Consider the following 16,322-nt stretch of genomic DNA (forward strand, 5'->3'; position numbering starts at 1 on the left):
CCTATTTTTCAAACCGGAACCAGCCAAAATCGAACTGACTCCCCGGCAAAAAGATAAACGTCACATCCTGCACGCCGGTCACTTTGTTCAAAGGAAACTCCTTCACCTCGTAACCATCGGTGTGCGTAAATTCGATCAGCTGTTGCAGGCTCTCGCCGTCCAGACGGGAAAACCGCACGTGAATCGTATTTTTATCGATCGGCGAATGTCCGTAAACAGCCAGCTTCGAGGCGCCTTCCGCCGTAAAGTCCATCTCCTTGATCTCCAAAGAGACATTGTTGCCGATGCCTTCGACGCGGCTGTCCACAATCTTAAAGGTATCCCCATAGATATGATCACAGTCCGCAGCGGCGTTTTGTGCAAAAGCCCGATTCTGACGGGTAAAATAAAAACCTTTGATATGGACCTTCTGCCGGAGTACGAAACAAATTGAAGTGATGCCGCGGAGCCGCTTGTTTAGGCGGAACGTTTCCTCCTGGTAGACATTCCATTTCGTCTCTTTCTGGTACACGGCATCGGCCAGCAGCTCGCTGCCCTCTTCGCCCGGCATGCCTTCCCAAATCTGCAGCGGGTAAGGCTCGCTGCTTAAGGCAAAGATGGGAAGGGTAATCTCATTCGAACCATGGGAACCAAAATCGAGATTCCGAAAGCCGACCCGGGTTTCTCCGTCCCTGCTGGTGGCGACGCCTCTTTCGTTACCGTTGCCGAGTTCGCCTCGGCTGTAATCATACAGCCCGGCAGAGATAAAGCCGTAGGGGTCCTTACCCGCCATGCCGAGTCCGGTAACCGCAAATTCCAGTTCGGAGATCAGCTTGATTTTGTCGCTGCCGTTTTTGCCGGTACACCGAACGCGAAATGCGCCATCCCCTAAAGCCGTGATTCGTGCGGTGTGACCATCGCCTTCAATCTGCGCCAGATTGGAAGGAATGCCAGCGTCGTTGACCACGCTCCATTCCACTTCCGTATAGGTAGTATTATGAGGGTACAGCTTCGCTTCCACCTCAACCGCAGGTTTCGTTTCGTCCAAATGCTGACCCGAGCGGCTGAGCAATTCGATTTTGCGCAGCGGAATTTCGTCCAGTCGGCCCATAACGCAAGGCAGCTCCCGGTTGCTCATATAAGCGGAGATTCCCGACAGCTCTTCTGCTTCACAAGGCAGGGCGGCAAATTCCAGCGTCCGGCTCTCCATGCCTTTTGAACTTACCTTCATCCGGATCGTGCCCGGCTCAGTACCGGCCGCAACGATCGCCATCAGTTTTCCGCTGAACAATCTTCGGCTTAAGCCTTTGTACGGATCGTAATCCGTGCTGTCTCCGTTATCGAGCCCCACCAGCCGCCCTGCTCCCGTAACTTCAACGAACACCCGGTTATTTGCGTTCTCCACAGGCCGCCCGTCCTCATCCTCCATCGTAATTTCCACAAAAATGAGATCCGTCCCGTTTGCGATCAGTGACTCCTTATCAGGCTTTAGCTTGATCTGTCTCGCGTCTTGGAAAGAGGTGCGAACATCGGTTGCAATCACCCGGCCGTGCTCGTCGTAAGCGATGGCTTTGATTTCCCCTGCCTGATAAGGAATCTTCCACCATCCGACCAGCTCTTGCCCATTCCGGTGATCGATCTCATGACTTCCAACGGTCACGCCGTTGCAGATCAGCTCCACCCGGGGGGCATTCGAGCAAACGCGGATATCGATCATTTGCCCGGGATTGAAATCCCAGTATGGAAAAAGATGCACCATAGGCCGGTCTTTGTAATCCGTCCACTCCGCCTGATAGATGTAATACGAGTCTTTGGGGAATGTTGCCGTATCAATCTGCCCGAAATAGGCGTTTTTCGTATGATACGGGGTCGGCTCCCCGATGTAGTCAAATCCGGTCCAAATGAACTGCCCCAAGGAGAACGGAGTGTCCCTTTCCGCCAAAATACACGCTTCCGCTGATTTCGCCCCCCAACTGGTGGAGCTGTTCCCCAGCGCCGAGCACTGCTCATCATCATCGGCCAGAATGGACTGCTCAAACGGGAAATGGTACACGCCCCGGCTTTGTACGACCGAAGCCGTTTCACTGCCGTAGATGATCCAGTCCGGATGCTCGGCATGATGCTGGCGGTAGTATTTTTCCGCATAATTGTAGCCTGCAACCTTGACGATATCGGCGCATTTCTGCGCATTTTCCCAAGGCATGTAATTGGAGCCGATCGTCACCCGGGCGTTTTGCTTCGGATCAGATTCGCGTACTTCCTCCATCAGCAGCCTAGTGATTTCCTGCCCTCTTTCATCGGCATGGGTATCATAGATTTCATTCCCGATGCTCCACAGCAAAAGGCTGGGGTGGTTGCGGTCCCGTCTGACCCAGCTCTTCACATCCGCAGCGGCCCAATCTTTGAAATAACGCGCGTAATCGTAAGTCGTTTTTGGTCTTTCCCACATGTCAAAAGCTTCGGACACGACCAGAAAGCCCATTTCATCAGCCAAGTCCATCAGCTCGGGCGCCGGCATATTGTGGGCCGTCCGGATGGCATTCACGCCCATCTCCCGCAATATCCGCAATCGCCGCCGCATGGCTTCCTTGTTGAACGCCGCACCCAAAGCGCCAAGATCATGGTGTTCGCAGACGCCGTTTAACTTCATAGATCTCCCGTTCAAAAAGAAACCCGCGTTGGGATCAAGGCGGAGCTCCCGGAATCCGACGGATTGAGTAACGGTTTCAAGAATCGGACCGCCGCTGGAGCCGCCCATTTCCGCCCCAGCCGGCCGCAGCTCGGTCACGAGCGTATACAAATGCGGCGCTTCCGTACTCCAAAGATGCGGATAAGGGATCGTTAGCTTTTGCAGGTTCAGAATCACGGCGGAATCTTTGCCTCCTGCCCCTGGCGAGACCTGTTCCGCACTGGACTGAATGATCTCCCCTTTGTACAAAAGCGTATGAGAGAGTAATGCATCCCGATCAAGCTTTAATTCGGTTTCGATGTCCACCTGCCATTTATCCCCGTCCCGCGCCGTAGAAACATAGATGCCATCCGTGACGATATGGCCCCGGCCCCGTGTTCTCAGCCATACATTGCGGTAAATCCCCGCACCGGAGTACCACCTGCTGTTGGGGCTTTGAAACACGACCTTGAGCACAATTTCGTTTTCCCCGGACACCAGTGCCTCCGTGATTTCATGCTCGAAGGAGGAATACCCGTATTTCCACTCCCCGATCTGCTGCCCGTTCACATACAAAGTAGAGTCCATATAAACCCCGTCAAAGGCCAACAAAACCTCCTCATCGCTGCCTGTATAATTGAATGTTTTCCTATACCAGCCGATGCTGTTTTCGTACAGATCCAGTGTATTGTAAATCAGCCAGTCATGGGGAATATCGACCGGTTCAAAGTTCAGATCGGCAGGACTCGCAACTTCCAGGCCGCTTTTGGCAAATTCCCAACCGTCGTTAAACCGCATCTTCATATTCATCGCCTCTCGCCCTCTTTCCCTTTCCTAATAATAGTGGAGTTCAAAAACAACCTCTAATAGATCGTACGCCCGTGTTCGTCGGCAATACCGGACTTACGGAAAAAATACGTATTGATTTGGTCCCGCCATTCCAAGGCGTGCTGCGCTTGTTCCTGAAGACGGCTGCGTACATTTTCGAACTGCTGCGCATCCATACTCCCTTCCAGGGTCAGCCAGGATTCCAAAAAATCCGTTGCCTGCTCCGCCCCGGCAAAATGCGTGTCGTAAATGTGCTGAATGACCGTTTTACCGGAATGCAGCTTGTGGGTATACGGAACATGATGGAAAAACAGCAGCAATTCGTCCGGGCAAGTGTCCAGCGATTCATAGCGGTTCGCATGCGGTTTATGGTATTGGGCAGCGTATCCCGTTCCCGTTTTCTCTGTCCGATCCACGCCGATGCCATTCCTGTCGGCAAAATGATAGGTCCCCCACCTGGAATATTCGTAGCCGTCTACGTTCGGCCCATAATGACGATCCGGGTTCACCATCCAGCCGACACCAAGCGGGGCGGTGTAATTTTCATAGGTCTGCCAGGAGTTCAAAAGAATATTCAGAATGACCTCCACCAGCTTCGGCTCGGTACCAAACGTTAAATAAATCCACTCTCTAGCAATCTGTTCCGAGGTCAGCTCCGGGTTCCAGCTCAAGCGGCCAAATCCGTATAAATTCGCCTGGGCCAAAACATGTCCCGTCCAGTTTGCATCGTTCCCGATATTGGATACCGCCGCGATCCCGCCTAACTTCCCGCCAAATAATGAGCCGGATATCACCTTAGCCACATCGGAGCCTTCGCCGCGCGCAAACGTGTCGAACTCAAGCACTTCCTTCCACTGCGGCACCAGATAACAGACGTGTCTGGCTTGCCCCGTATACTCCTGGGCGATTTGCAGCTCCAGCACCTGGTTCGTCGAGGGCAAAGCCCCGAATAATGGCGACACCGGCTCACGGACTTGGAAATCCATCGGTCCGTTTTTAATCTGCAAAATCACATTGTCGTGGAACCCGCCGTCGAGCGGCGTGAAATGATCGTAGGCGGCTCGGGCCCGGTCCGTACTGCGATCGCGCCAGTCCTGCTGGCAATTGTAAACAAAGCAGCGCCAAATCACGGTGCCGCCAAAGGGAAGCAGCGCTTCCGCCAGCATGTTCGCCCCGTCAACATGATTCCGCCCATACGTAAACGGCCCGGGACGGGATTCGGAATCCGCCTTAACCAGAAACCCGCCGAAATCGGGAATGACCCGGTAAATTTCCTCGGCCGCATTCTTCCACCACCCTCTGACCCCCTCATCAAGCGGATCGGCTGTGGGCAAATCTCCAACCTGCATCGGGCTGGCAAAATTAATGCTTAGAAACGTTGCGATGCCATACTTGCGGAATACGCCTGCGATCCGGGCCACCTCGGACAACTGCGGCTGCTTGATGAGCAGCGTCTCGTGATGATGAACATTGACATTGTTGATGGAGATGGCGTTGATTCCCGCCGAGGACAAAAGCCGGGCATAATCCTTGATCCGGGAAAGATCGCTGACGATGCGGTTATTTTCGTAAAAAATCGATTGCCCCGCGTACCCGCGTTCAATGCTTCCGTCCATGTTGTCCCACTGGTTGATCATCCTTAGTCCGTTCACTGGGGACTCCTGAATATCCAGGTCCTCCAGTGTGCTTCCCATTTGCATGAGCCTAAGCAGATGAAAAGCCGCGTACAAAGTTCCGCGGTCCGATCGCCCGGCGACGAGCAGGCACTTCCGCCCGTCCAGAGGCAAAGTTTTGAGTATGTAACTATCCGCGGACAAAGTAGATAGCGAGGATAAAGCTTCGTCGATTGCTTTCGACTGTCCGCGGGTTCCCTGCAAAATATAATGGGATGCGGAAGGGGATTGTCGATCCTGCAGACTCGAACCAGTTATCGCGAGAATGCCTTGTTGGAGCTCCTCAATCGCCGATTTAAGTACGACGCCGGCGGCAGCCGGGGAGACAAGCTCCCCGCACCATTTCCGGTATTCCTGAAGTTTTGCCGGATCAGTAACCGCCGCGTACCGCAGCCAGCATTTGTAAACCTCACCGTGATTGCTTAACCGTTGCATGGAAATACCTCCGCTTTTGCTATTTCGATTTGGCCAATGCGGCGGCATACTCTTCGGCTACCTTGTCGCCGCCCGCTTGCTTAAATTTCTCCAGCTGTTGTTTCCAGCCGTTCTCATCCAGCTTGCCCATGATGAATTTCACTTTGGCGTCGATCAGGATTTGCGTCAGTTCAGCGCCGCGTTCCGCCCAAGTATCGGAGACCAGGCTCATCGTAGGGTCCTTGATGGCAAATTGCTCATTTTCCTTCTCCACTTGAAGCACTTTCTCGGAGATCGGATCAAGGTCGCCCGGCGTTTTAATCGAAGTTAAAGGTACTGTCACGAGAGGTTTGTTGTATGGAAAGGAAACCTCATTATCATAAAGCTCCTGGTTGAGACGAACCGCCTTCCCGTCTTTGATCTCGTAATGCTTGCCTTCAATCCCCCACTCCAGCAGGTCCGCCATTTCCTTATCCGCCAGCTTGTCAAAAAAAGCCAGCAGCTGCTTCAGCTCCTCTTCGCTTTTCACGCTCGATTTCGGAAACATGAGAATGCCGTTGGAGCCGCGGTCCGCGGACACCCTTTGTCCTTGCGGCCCTTCCAGCGCGCTGACAAAATCCAGCTTCGCCGCGGGGTTCACTTTCTCGACACGGGTTTGAAAGCCGAGCACGTTGTTGGTCGTAGCGTTAATCACGCCGGCTTTGCCGTTCTCCAAATTGCCTTCGTTTTGTCCGACATCAATCGAGGCAAAATCTTTGTTCATCAGCCCTTCGTCATAGAGCTTTTTCATAAATTTGAGATATTCCAGGTATTCCGGTGTCTCTTCCGCTTTTACGAATTCCCCGTCCGTCTCGCTCCAATTGTTGGGCGCGCCGAAGGCTGAGCTCAGGTCAAAGGAGATACTGTTATTGCTGATCATGATCGTCACCCCGACGGTATCGTTTTTGCCGTTTTTGTCGGGATCCTGCTCTGTAAACGCTTTTAACATCCGGTATAAATCATCAAGCGTTTGGGGCGGCTGCATGCCGAGATGATCAAGCCAGTCCTGACGGTAAACCGAAGTATACCGGGAGACAGGACGGAACCGCGGAATGCCATATAACCGGCCTTCGATGGATACGTTGTCGTAGACGAGCTGAGGCATGGAGGCCAGATTTTTGTAATCTTTAATCAGATCCGTAATATCCCAGAAGGCGCCGTTTTGGGCGGCCGTGATCAGATAGGACTGGTTAGGCGCGCCACAGCTCGCCAGCACCTGCGGCAGCTCGCCGGAGGCGATCATGACCGGCAGCTTGGTGCAAAAGTCGTTGCTGGAAATGTGGGTAAGATCAAGTTCAGTGTTCGTGTATTTCTCCATCGCCTGCTCGATTTCGTTATCTTTTTGCGGAACTTCTTTCCCGTCAAAGTTCAGGGTCATCTTGATTTTGAGCGGCTGATCAGCCGAACCGGAACCGGAGTCCGTGCCGGAGCCTGCTTGGTTCGCCTTGCCGGAGCCGCACCCGGCCAGCAGCGAGCCGGCCAGAACCAAAATGAGCGCTGCGGCCCCCGATTTTTTCCATATACTATTTCTACGTGTCATACCTAATGCCTCCCTTTTTAGAGGTTGTTCAAAAAGTCGTCTTCCCATGACGAAGTAATTCAGGGAGTGGAGTCGACGTCGAATCTTGAATTCAGCCGGGCCTTCCAAGCGGATGCTTCCGAGGCATGTTTCCTTCGGAAACATTTGACTCACGTAGATCTATCTACGCTCCGCTACTCAGTCCCTAGCTTCATTCAACCTTCTCGGTCCTGAAAACTCAACTTTTTGAACACGCACTTTTAAATAAAATAATCTCGTCAGCCCTTCACCGAGCCCATTAAAGCTCCTTTGGCGAAATGCTTTTGCAGAAACGGGTAGACGATCATAATCGGCAGCGTGGAAACGACGATCACGGCCATTTTGACCCCTTGCCCATAGTAGGCCACGCTCTCTCCCCCGTCTCCCGAACCGAGTCCGGCGGAAGCCAGGATTACGATCTGTCTAAGGATCACCTGGACCGGCCATAAATCCGGTTTATTGATATACAGAATCGCGTTGAAATACTGGTTCCAGATGCCCACCGCATAAAATAATCCAAACGCGGCCAAAGCCGGAAGCGACAGGGGAAACACGATCCGGAGCAATACCGTCAGCTCATGGGCGCCGTCGATTTTTGCGGATTCAAGCAGTTCGGGCGGCACACTGGAGAAGAAATCGCGCATTACGATCAAATAGAACGCGCTGATCATCCCCGGAATGATCAGGGACCAAGTCGTATCCAGCATGTGCAGGTTTTTGACGACGAAATATGTAGGGATCATCCCCCCCTGGAACACCATGGTAAACAGGACCATCAGGAGAATGCCGCTCCTTCCGGGCAGAACCTTGTAAGATAGCGAGTACGCCATTAGAGCGGTCGTCAGCAAACTGAGAAACGTTCCTGCCAGGGTAATGTATACGGAAACCCCTATGCTCTGCATGAAAGTATGGGTGGAGAAAATATACCGGTAAGGTTCCAAGGAAAATTCCGTGGGCCACACGGTGTTCTGATTCGAAAATGAAGTGATCACCACATAAACAAACGGTAAAAACATGGCCAACCCCACAAGGCTCAGCAGCACATAGTTAAAGGCGTCAAACAGCCGGCTTAATAGGGTAGGATGCGTATGCACACCAGCCCCTCCTTTCTAGTAGAGGTAGTTTTTTGAACTTACATTAATAAATCCCTTCTTCGCCAAACATTTTGGCGATTTTATTGGCGAGAATGACCAAGATGAAACCGATCACGGATTTGAACAAACCCACGGCGGTGCTGTAGCTGAATTGTCCCTGCAGCAGCCCTACCCGGTACACATACGTATCAAACACCTCGCCGACCTCGCGGTTGATCGCGTTCAGCATCAGGAAGATCTGCTCAAAGCCAAGGTCAAGGAAGGTGCCCATCCGGAGGATAAACAGCACCACAATCACGCTGCGAATGGACGGAAGCGTAATATGCCACAGCAGCCTGAACCGGCTGGCGCCATCCATCCTGGCTGCTTCATACAGCTGCGTGTTCACACCCGCAAGCGCGGCCAGAAAAATAATCGTGCCCCACCCGGCATCCTTCCAAATAAGCTGGAGGATAATCAGCGGACGAAACCAGTCGGTGCTGGTCAGAAACTCAACCGGCTGACCGCTCAGAGCTGTAATCCCGCTATTGATGATACCGTTTTCAGTCGAAAGCAGCACATAGGAGATCCCGGCGATCACGACCCATGACAGAAAGTGCGGTACATAAACGAGCGTTTGCACGACTCTTTTGAAGGCCTCTTTTCTTATCTCGTTCAAAAGCAGGGCGAGCACAATCGTGATAGGAAAGTAGATAATCGTGTTGTATAAGCCCAGCAGGAGCGTATTCCGGAACAGCAGCCAGAATTCGTCCATGCCGAAGAAACGCTGGAAATGCGCGAATCCCACCCATTCGCTTCCCATAAGCCCCGCATAAGGCTGATAATTTTTGAAGGCCATAATCAACCCCCAAAGCGGAACATACTTAAAAATAATAAAATAGAGGATGCCCGGAAGCATAAACGCGTACAGCCAGCGGTATTTCCAGACGGCACCGAACCGGGGACGGGTTCCCAGCTTCGGCTTCGCTGCCCTTGCTTCGATTTTAGCTACGTTCACAAACCACACCCCTTACGATTTAATTTAAATACAAGTCCAAAAAGTCGGGTTTTCAGCTTAATCTCTCATATTCCGGTAGTCTCCGGGGGTAACCCCGCTTTCTTGTTTAAACACTTTATAGAAATGCGCCTGGCTCCTAAAGCCTATCGCCTTCGCAACCTGTTCCAGCGGAAGATTCGGCAGCTCACGCAAGAGTACTTTGCCTTTGTCAATCCGAAATCCGCGCAAATATTGCACAAAGGTCTGATGGGTCTCCCGCTTGAGCAGACTGCACACATAGCTAGGATGAAGGTTCAGATAGTCGGCCACATCTTCCAGTGAGATGTCCCTCATATAGTTGCCGTGAATGAAATCTTTGAATCTGCGGATGTTATGATTGCTGTCCTGATCCGATGCCATCTCTTCCGAATTCGCGACTGCCTGCAGTCGGCTTCGCTCCTCGACAATCTCCATCGACAACCGGTTCAGCAGGCCGGATAACTCCTGGGGATCCACCGGCTTGAGCAAATAATCCGCGACCTGAAGACGTATCGCCTTCCGCGCATAATCAAATGTTTCGTAACCGGTCAAAATAATAAATTTGGAAGCGGCTTTCTTTTCCGTAACCGATTGAATTAAGTCAAGTCCGCTCAGCTCAGGCATTTGGATATCCGTAATCAACAGATCCGGCTTAAACTCCTCGGCCATGCGCAGCGCCTCCACACTGTCGCTGACCCCGACAATATCCGTAAACGGCGTCTTCATCCTGCGGATGACATGCTGCAATCCTTTGACAATGATGGCTTCGTCGTCAACGATCAAAAGTTTAAGCATGGCGCCGCCCTCCTTTGGCCAGATAAGACGTTATCGTGGTTCCCTGTCCTTCGGTGCTTTGAATATTCAATGTTGACTCACTGCCAAAAAAAGCTTTAAGCCGTTCATTCACATTGTGTAACCCAATCCCCCCGGAGGATGAGATTTCCGCCAAGGGCAGCCGCCCTTCGAGCACCTCGCGGATCATGGTCAGCCGCTCAGCCGGAATGCCGGACCCGCTGTCGGATATCCGCAGCAGAACCCCCGATTCCTCAGCCAGCAGCTCCAGCCGCAACTCTCCCGGTCCGCGAACGTTTTTGAATCCGTGAAGAATGCTGTTCTCCACAAGCGGTTGAAGGATAAACCTCGGACAAGGAATCAGCAGCGCTTCTTCATGGATCACAAAATCGGTGATCAGTTTATCACCCATCCGAACCCGGTGGATATCGAGGTAATGCCTGACATTTTCGAGTTCTTCGCCCAGTGTGCTTTCATCTTTGGTTTTGGACAAGCTGTATCTGAGCAGTTTCCCCAGCTTCCAGCCGATGTCGGCGACTTCGTTGTCTTCGTTCATGGCCGCCAGCATACACATCGTTTCCAGCGTGTTGTACAGGAAATGCGGATTGATTTGCGCTTGCAGCATTTTGATCTCGGCTTCCTTCTTGAGCAGCTCCGTCTGCGTGACCACCTGCTTCAATTCGTCAACCCGGCCGATCATCGAGTTATACGCCGATATCAGATAACCAATTTCATCGTCACCGCCTTCGTCGGCCGGGTAAATGGCATTTTTCGGATCATCGACCCTTCTCATATGGCGGGAAAAACGCACAATCCTTAGCGTAATCGACGAAGCAATCGTAAAGTACATAACCGATAACAGCGTGAGCAGCAGTAGGCCAAGACCTATGGCTAACCCGGTTTCTTTTCCGATATTCAGCGCATCCCGCGTTTTGTAAGCTTCCACCAACGTGAGGTTAAAACGTTCGATACGAGCCGCACCGATCAGATAACGACGGTCCTTGGTGTAAAAGCTGGCCATGCCGGCCTTGGGAAACCGGGACATAATTTCGTTTTTGGCCTGTTCATCAAGCTCCAGACCCGGGTCCTCGAACAGCACACGGCCGCTTGCGTCCACGACCATCCGCCATACCTCATCTTTGCTTTGCTGCGTATTGAAAAACTGCTTGATCAACCCGTCGTTTAAGGTCAACTGCAGCAAGCCGACAGTGCGCGTGTAGCTGGTGTTATACATTTTGTGCAAGTATCGAATGGATGGCAGCCGATCGCGGTCACTGGATGCTTCGTACACCCACAGCCCCTTGTTCGGAGGCAGCCCATCTACGGCTTCCGCTTCCGCTTCCGCGTGCTGCTGATCCGTAAATCTGGCGATATCCTCCACCTCAGGAGAGAGGATAGGCACTTTGGGATCGGCTTTATACATCGTTATCTTATCGACTAGCTGATTCGATATATAGGCAAATGAAAAAGTAGGGCCGATTTCTTTTTTATAAATGTACGCTTGATCCCAATCTTCGGCGCTGAAGCCTCCCAAATAGTCAATGAGACTGGTGTTGTTCTGAAACAGCGGGTACATCGCCTCAATTTTGGTAAGATCCACCTCCAGATTCCGGTAAGCCTGCTCTATCATTTGCGTTTTGCCGCTTTTAAAGTGATCCAGCTGGTTCATGTACATTTGTCTATAGAAGACGAATCCGAAGACAGCAAAAGGAATACAGATGAGCAGGATGTATCCGATAAACAGTTTGTGAACAAGACGCAGACTTCGAAGACGCGTTGCAATCGCTTGCAAAATATTCATAGCTCACACCTTCAGGCTTCAAAATGGTATTTGGCTATTTATTATAGCACGTTGTTTTGGAAGCCATCGGCATTTTGTATTCGCTTTCAAAAGCTTAATTTAATTATAGGAGTGCCCTCCCGAATTCGATACTTATGATTTATAATGTTTGACTCCTCATTTTTAAGGGGCGTTAGCGCGGTAAATATAAGGGGCGGACGATTGATAGAAGATGGCGATTTGCAATACTGCTGCTTTCAGGTTCATAAGTTCGTGTCTTGGTATCCCTGCATGCTGCCTTTGCACGGTTATCCCTCTCGTTCAGGGGCGAACGGACATGGAAATTAATGCGGAAGAAACGATGGGCAGAGCTCTGCTACCTGGTCAAACGGGATAATCGTGCAAAGCGTCCGAACAGCAAGTGCTGATCATCGAAATGATACAAATTCTGGTATCATAGAATTGTTATAGTTTTCTCGCCTTGATTACAAAAGTTAAAGGGAGCATCTTTGCTTTTTTGGCAAAATCGCTATTATCGTCCCACGATTGCATAATTTCATCATCAGATTGCTCAATCATTTGCTCAATGACAAATCCCGCTTTGGAGAGCGCATTCACATAAGTTGATAGTTTACGGTCCGATAATGTTAGCACACCTTCTCCGGCCAAATCAGGAGATACCGAATACCAAGATTCATCGAAATAACACTTGTTAAAAGCAAGCATATTATTTTCTGCAGCAACACATTTGTGTATAGGATGAGACCAACTGAAAATAAATACGCCGTCTTTTTTCAGGTAAGAAGCGATCCGGCAAAAAGTACCCTCAAGGTCGGTGGTCCAGCCTATGGCATAAATCGAATAAACAAAGTCAAAATAATCCTCTGGGATGCCACACTCTTCTTCCATGGGAGAACAGATCAATTTTGCGGAAAGCCCACACGACGTCAAATGTTGCGTTGCCTTTTCGATTTGTTTTTCTGATATATCCATCCCCCATAGTTCAGATGCTTTGCGGTCCCCCTGATACTGCAAGGATTGACCGTTTCCACAGCCTATCTCCAGCATCTTTTTTCCTGAGACATCACCAAAAAGTTGGCATTTTTCTTCTGAGACAAATGATCCATAAAAAGGAAGAACGATTGCCCCTAAAAAGTCATTTCCTTTTGTATCCCAGTAGAAGCTGTTTGTTTTATAAACCGCATTTTTGTCCATGCTGGCGCCCTCCCCCTATATATTCCTGAAAATACTGTATTGGATTACTTCGGATTATCGAAACCTAACTTAGAATTTGTCTGATATGATGCTCCAGATGATTCACATAATCATCAAATAACCAACCAAGGGTTACTGTGCTTTTATCGCTTAAGGCACATTGTTTGTTGAAGTCCGATGATTCGGCTTTTTTTATGACGTTTAATATGTGTTTGTTGAGTTGAACCCATAATGCAAGCAAATCTGATTTGTTATAGCTATTTTGATAATCATGGATTTCAACCCATTCATCCTGCTTGTATCCATCTATACTAACGAGTTCGTCACTCAATATGATCCTGACAAATCGGGAATGGTTATTAGCCGCTGAATCGCATAAATGCCCAAGGATCTCCTGTTTTGACCACTTATTTATAGAGATTTTTTTACGAAATTCATTCTCTTCCATATTATTTATGATCTTTGGAAGATCATTAAGAAGTTTTTCGAATTTCTTAATTGAACTCATTGGTTATCACCCTTTCTTTTAACAATTTCAGCAGAACACCGGGTACTGGTACGGCGCCCTCGATCTTCAAAATAGCGGCGTCCCCCGTTATGCTCCATTCTGGGGGTTGAGCCGCTCATCTTCAAGAAAACTTTCAAGTTTACTTCTGACTGTGCTCCATTCATTATCCAGAAAACTATATATTACGTAATCTAAATTATAATATTTCTTTCTTAGTATCCCCTCGCGAACTGCACCTAGTCTTTCGATGGCTCTCTGCGATCTAATGTTATCCGTACTTGTGACGATCTCGACTCTTATTGCCTTTAAGGTTTCAAATGCATGTTTTAACATCAAATATTTACATTCTGTATTCACTCTTGTTCGCCAAACTTTAGGACAGTACCATGTAGACCCGATATTTAAGTTGTTATTTTCTTCAGATATTCTGAGAAATCTGGTTGTGCCCACATACTCATTTAACTCTTTATCAAATACCGCAAACGGAAATTGTTCTTTACGTTCACGTCCTTCTATCGCTTTATGTACAAAGCTCTTCATATCTTCAATTGTTTTAATCTTTATTGGGTAATGAGCCCAAATCTCAGGATGTCTTGAACATTTAAATAAAGGTGTGATATGTTCTGTTTCTAGTGGTACGAGCCTAACCCTCTTGCCTTCCAACTCTGAAAAGGAAAACAGATTAATCCCTTCTTTCCACGGCAACAATAAATAACCAAAATAAAGTTTCGGACATAGTTTTATTCACATCCAAAAATACCCATATTCATTTCGATCAAGCATCCTTAATTGTTTTTCAAAGTCTTCTATCGGTTTTATATCCTCCACAAAATGCCACTTATCTTTACTGTCCTTCCAATAGATCTTCCACTTGTTTTCTTCATATCTAAATTGAGCAATCGGCAATTCAACGCGTTGTCCAGGCCTAAACGAGGGTCTATCTTGTGAAAGAGTGACTGTGTTCCCTCTAAATTTATAAATGATTTTAAATTCATCCCTGAGGTGCTTGGGAATTTTTTCTTCAATATAACGATCGAGAATTTTTTCCAGCCTCTTCTTTGTAAATGCATCAAATCCTGCCATATCGATCCGCTCCATTGTGTTAGATTTTTTCGGTTTTGCATTACATTCATTTCAGTTTTTGTCATCTTATTTATCATAAACTACTTCCGTCCCCGCAATAAAATCATGAATCGATCTTTTATCTTCCCGCAGCCCGACCATGAATGCACTGATAATGGTACATATCCCAAAAGTAAGACCATAGATTAAACCCGCAACTACGTTACGCAATAACATGGTTCCAAGCCCTGGTGAGGAATGATCGCTCACTTTTCTAATTTTGATCCCGCAAATACGTTTTCCAATGGTGTAGCCGCCCCAAAAAACAGGCAGTAGTAATGAATATAAAAAGGATAATATATTTGTTATATATTCTTGATTGGCTCCACCAGTAATAATAAAAGAGATTATTCCTAACGGTATACCGACAATGACTCCGTCTAATAGCAATGCCCCAAGTCTAATCCAAAAGCCAGCCACCATAACTTTGCCCTCTCCTCATTAGTCTTTACATATTTATTATAAATCCAGTTTTCTTGCCTTTTATAAAACCTGCCTTTTCATAAAATTTATGTACCTCATACTTCCGTGAACTGGTCATTAGCATCACTTTATAACAGTTCATTTTTCCGGCAATTTCTTTAGCCTTTTCTAATACCAGTAAACCGAATCCATTTCGTCTATATTCTTCATGCGTCACGACATTTTCGATTAGACCATAAGGTCTTGCGCTTCTGGTCAAATTCTTAATAATAACCAGGACACAAGACGCTACGATTCTCCCTTCATGTTCAACTACTAGAATATTCATATTCTGATCTTCTAACATTTCACGCCAGTGATCGAATAAAGCCTGATTTCTCTCTAATACAGGATACATATGGTCACTTCATTGCACCTCAGCTTTCAATACCGCATAATCTCGAGGTTTCATCTAACGTCTTCTTTGATATCTTCATCATTACTTTAATTTCTTCTTAAATCCCTTCTGGTCGGCAGTGTATCCAATGGCTCTATAAAATTCATGTGAGCCTTCACGTTCACTCTCAGATACAAGAATTACATATTTACATTGATTGTCTGCCCCAAAGCTTTCTAGGCGATTCATAAGAGCTTTGCCGACGCCATAACCTTGAGCATCGGAGGCAACGACTACATTCTCTACTATCATAAAAGTGCCGCATTCCCCTACTAGATCATAACAGACTACTCCCATTGCAGTTCCAATCACTTTAATACCGTTATCGGCAACAGCAACAAAGTAATTTGGGTTTTCATTCATTATTTTTAGCTGTTCTTCCATCTTGTCTTTATTAGAGTCTTTGCCGATAAAATTATGAAAAAGATCCGACAAGTATTCAATATCCTTTGGCTCTGCTCTTCTGATAAAATATTGCATTAAGGGTACTCCTTTTATACATTTTGTAATAATCCAACGCTTAAAAACTTAACGTATCCACCTTCATGAATTCACACTGATTCTTCCTTGCTATTCCCTCAACCTCTCGCATCAGTTTTGTTATGATCTGTAAAAGTAAATGGCAGCAGCCTGCTAAATGATCATCGGAAAATGCCATTTTTTTGGAAAATTTATGATTTAATAGATCGGCTTCTTCACTAGTGATAAACCTTTTTAAATTTTATTACCCCATGAGCTTTCCCGCCATTCATTATAAAATTCAGTTAACCATGAGTTA

14 protein-coding genes are annotated in these 16,322 nt (G+C 48.3%); all 14 read right to left on the reverse strand.

Annotation, left to right across the window (positions count from 1 at the left end; all coding sequences use genetic code 11):
• Position 1: 1 nt before the first annotated feature.
• Entirely contained in the window at positions 2–3,457 is a 3,456-nt protein-coding gene (locus ACLD72_RS04390) for a glycoside hydrolase family 2 TIM barrel-domain containing protein (protein WP_410996152.1), read from the reverse strand.
• Between the two features lie 53 nt (positions 3,458–3,510).
• Positions 3,511–5,583 (reverse strand): alpha-glucuronidase family glycosyl hydrolase, encoded by a 2,073-nt coding sequence (locus ACLD72_RS04395; RefSeq protein WP_410996154.1) that lies wholly within the window; start codon positions 5,581–5,583, stop codon positions 3,511–3,513.
• A gap of 19 nt (positions 5,584–5,602) precedes the next feature.
• Positions 5,603–7,141 carry an extracellular solute-binding protein gene (locus tag ACLD72_RS04400; RefSeq protein WP_410996156.1) on the reverse strand — a complete coding sequence of 513 codons (1,539 nt, stop codon included), beginning with the start codon at positions 7,139–7,141 and terminating at the stop codon, positions 5,603–5,605.
• A 257-nt stretch (positions 7,142–7,398) separates the two neighbouring features.
• Positions 7,399–8,253, reverse strand: a complete 855-nt coding sequence (locus ACLD72_RS04405) for a carbohydrate ABC transporter permease (RefSeq protein ID WP_410996158.1) — start codon at positions 8,251–8,253, stop codon at positions 7,399–7,401.
• A 43-nt stretch (positions 8,254–8,296) separates the two neighbouring features.
• Entirely contained in the window at positions 8,297–9,250 is a 954-nt protein-coding gene (locus tag ACLD72_RS04410; RefSeq protein WP_410996160.1) for an ABC transporter permease, read from the reverse strand.
• Positions 9,251–9,307: 57 nt separating this feature from the next.
• Positions 9,308–10,063: a response regulator gene (locus ACLD72_RS04415; protein ID WP_410996162.1), complete on the reverse strand. Its 756-nt coding sequence runs from the start codon at positions 10,061–10,063 to the stop codon at positions 9,308–9,310.
• A complete protein-coding gene (locus ACLD72_RS04420; RefSeq protein WP_410996164.1) occupies positions 10,056–11,861 on the reverse strand; it encodes a sensor histidine kinase in 1,806 nt (601 codons plus the stop codon). The genes ACLD72_RS04415 and ACLD72_RS04420 overlap by 8 nt, the downstream gene beginning before the upstream one ends.
• A gap of 444 nt (positions 11,862–12,305) precedes the next feature.
• Positions 12,306–13,055 (reverse strand): class I SAM-dependent methyltransferase, encoded by a 750-nt coding sequence (locus ACLD72_RS04425; RefSeq protein ID WP_410996166.1) that lies wholly within the window; start codon positions 13,053–13,055, stop codon positions 12,306–12,308.
• Between the two features lie 64 nt (positions 13,056–13,119).
• A complete protein-coding gene (locus ACLD72_RS04430; RefSeq protein WP_410996168.1) occupies positions 13,120–13,563 on the reverse strand; it encodes a DinB family protein in 444 nt (147 codons plus the stop codon).
• Between the two features lie 87 nt (positions 13,564–13,650).
• Entirely contained in the window at positions 13,651–14,268 is a 618-nt protein-coding gene (locus ACLD72_RS04435; RefSeq protein WP_410996170.1) for a GNAT family N-acetyltransferase, read from the reverse strand.
• Positions 14,269–14,307: 39 nt separating this feature from the next.
• Positions 14,308–14,646, reverse strand: a complete 339-nt coding sequence (locus ACLD72_RS04440; RefSeq protein ID WP_251591291.1) for a DUF3024 domain-containing protein — start codon at positions 14,644–14,646, stop codon at positions 14,308–14,310.
• Between the two features lie 66 nt (positions 14,647–14,712).
• The gene (locus ACLD72_RS04445) at positions 14,713–15,108 is read right to left on the reverse strand and encodes an RDD family protein (RefSeq protein ID WP_410996172.1); all 396 of its coding nucleotides are present in this window, start codon (positions 15,106–15,108) and stop codon (positions 14,713–14,715) included.
• Between the two features lie 25 nt (positions 15,109–15,133).
• Positions 15,134–15,505: a GNAT family N-acetyltransferase gene (locus ACLD72_RS04450; RefSeq protein ID WP_410996174.1), complete on the reverse strand. Its 372-nt coding sequence runs from the start codon at positions 15,503–15,505 to the stop codon at positions 15,134–15,136.
• A gap of 81 nt (positions 15,506–15,586) precedes the next feature.
• A complete protein-coding gene (locus ACLD72_RS04455) occupies positions 15,587–16,024 on the reverse strand; it encodes a GNAT family N-acetyltransferase (protein ID WP_410996176.1) in 438 nt (145 codons plus the stop codon).
• Between the last annotated feature and the right edge of the window lie 298 nt (positions 16,025–16,322).

This window comes from Paenibacillus lacisediminis, from assembly GCF_046567315.2.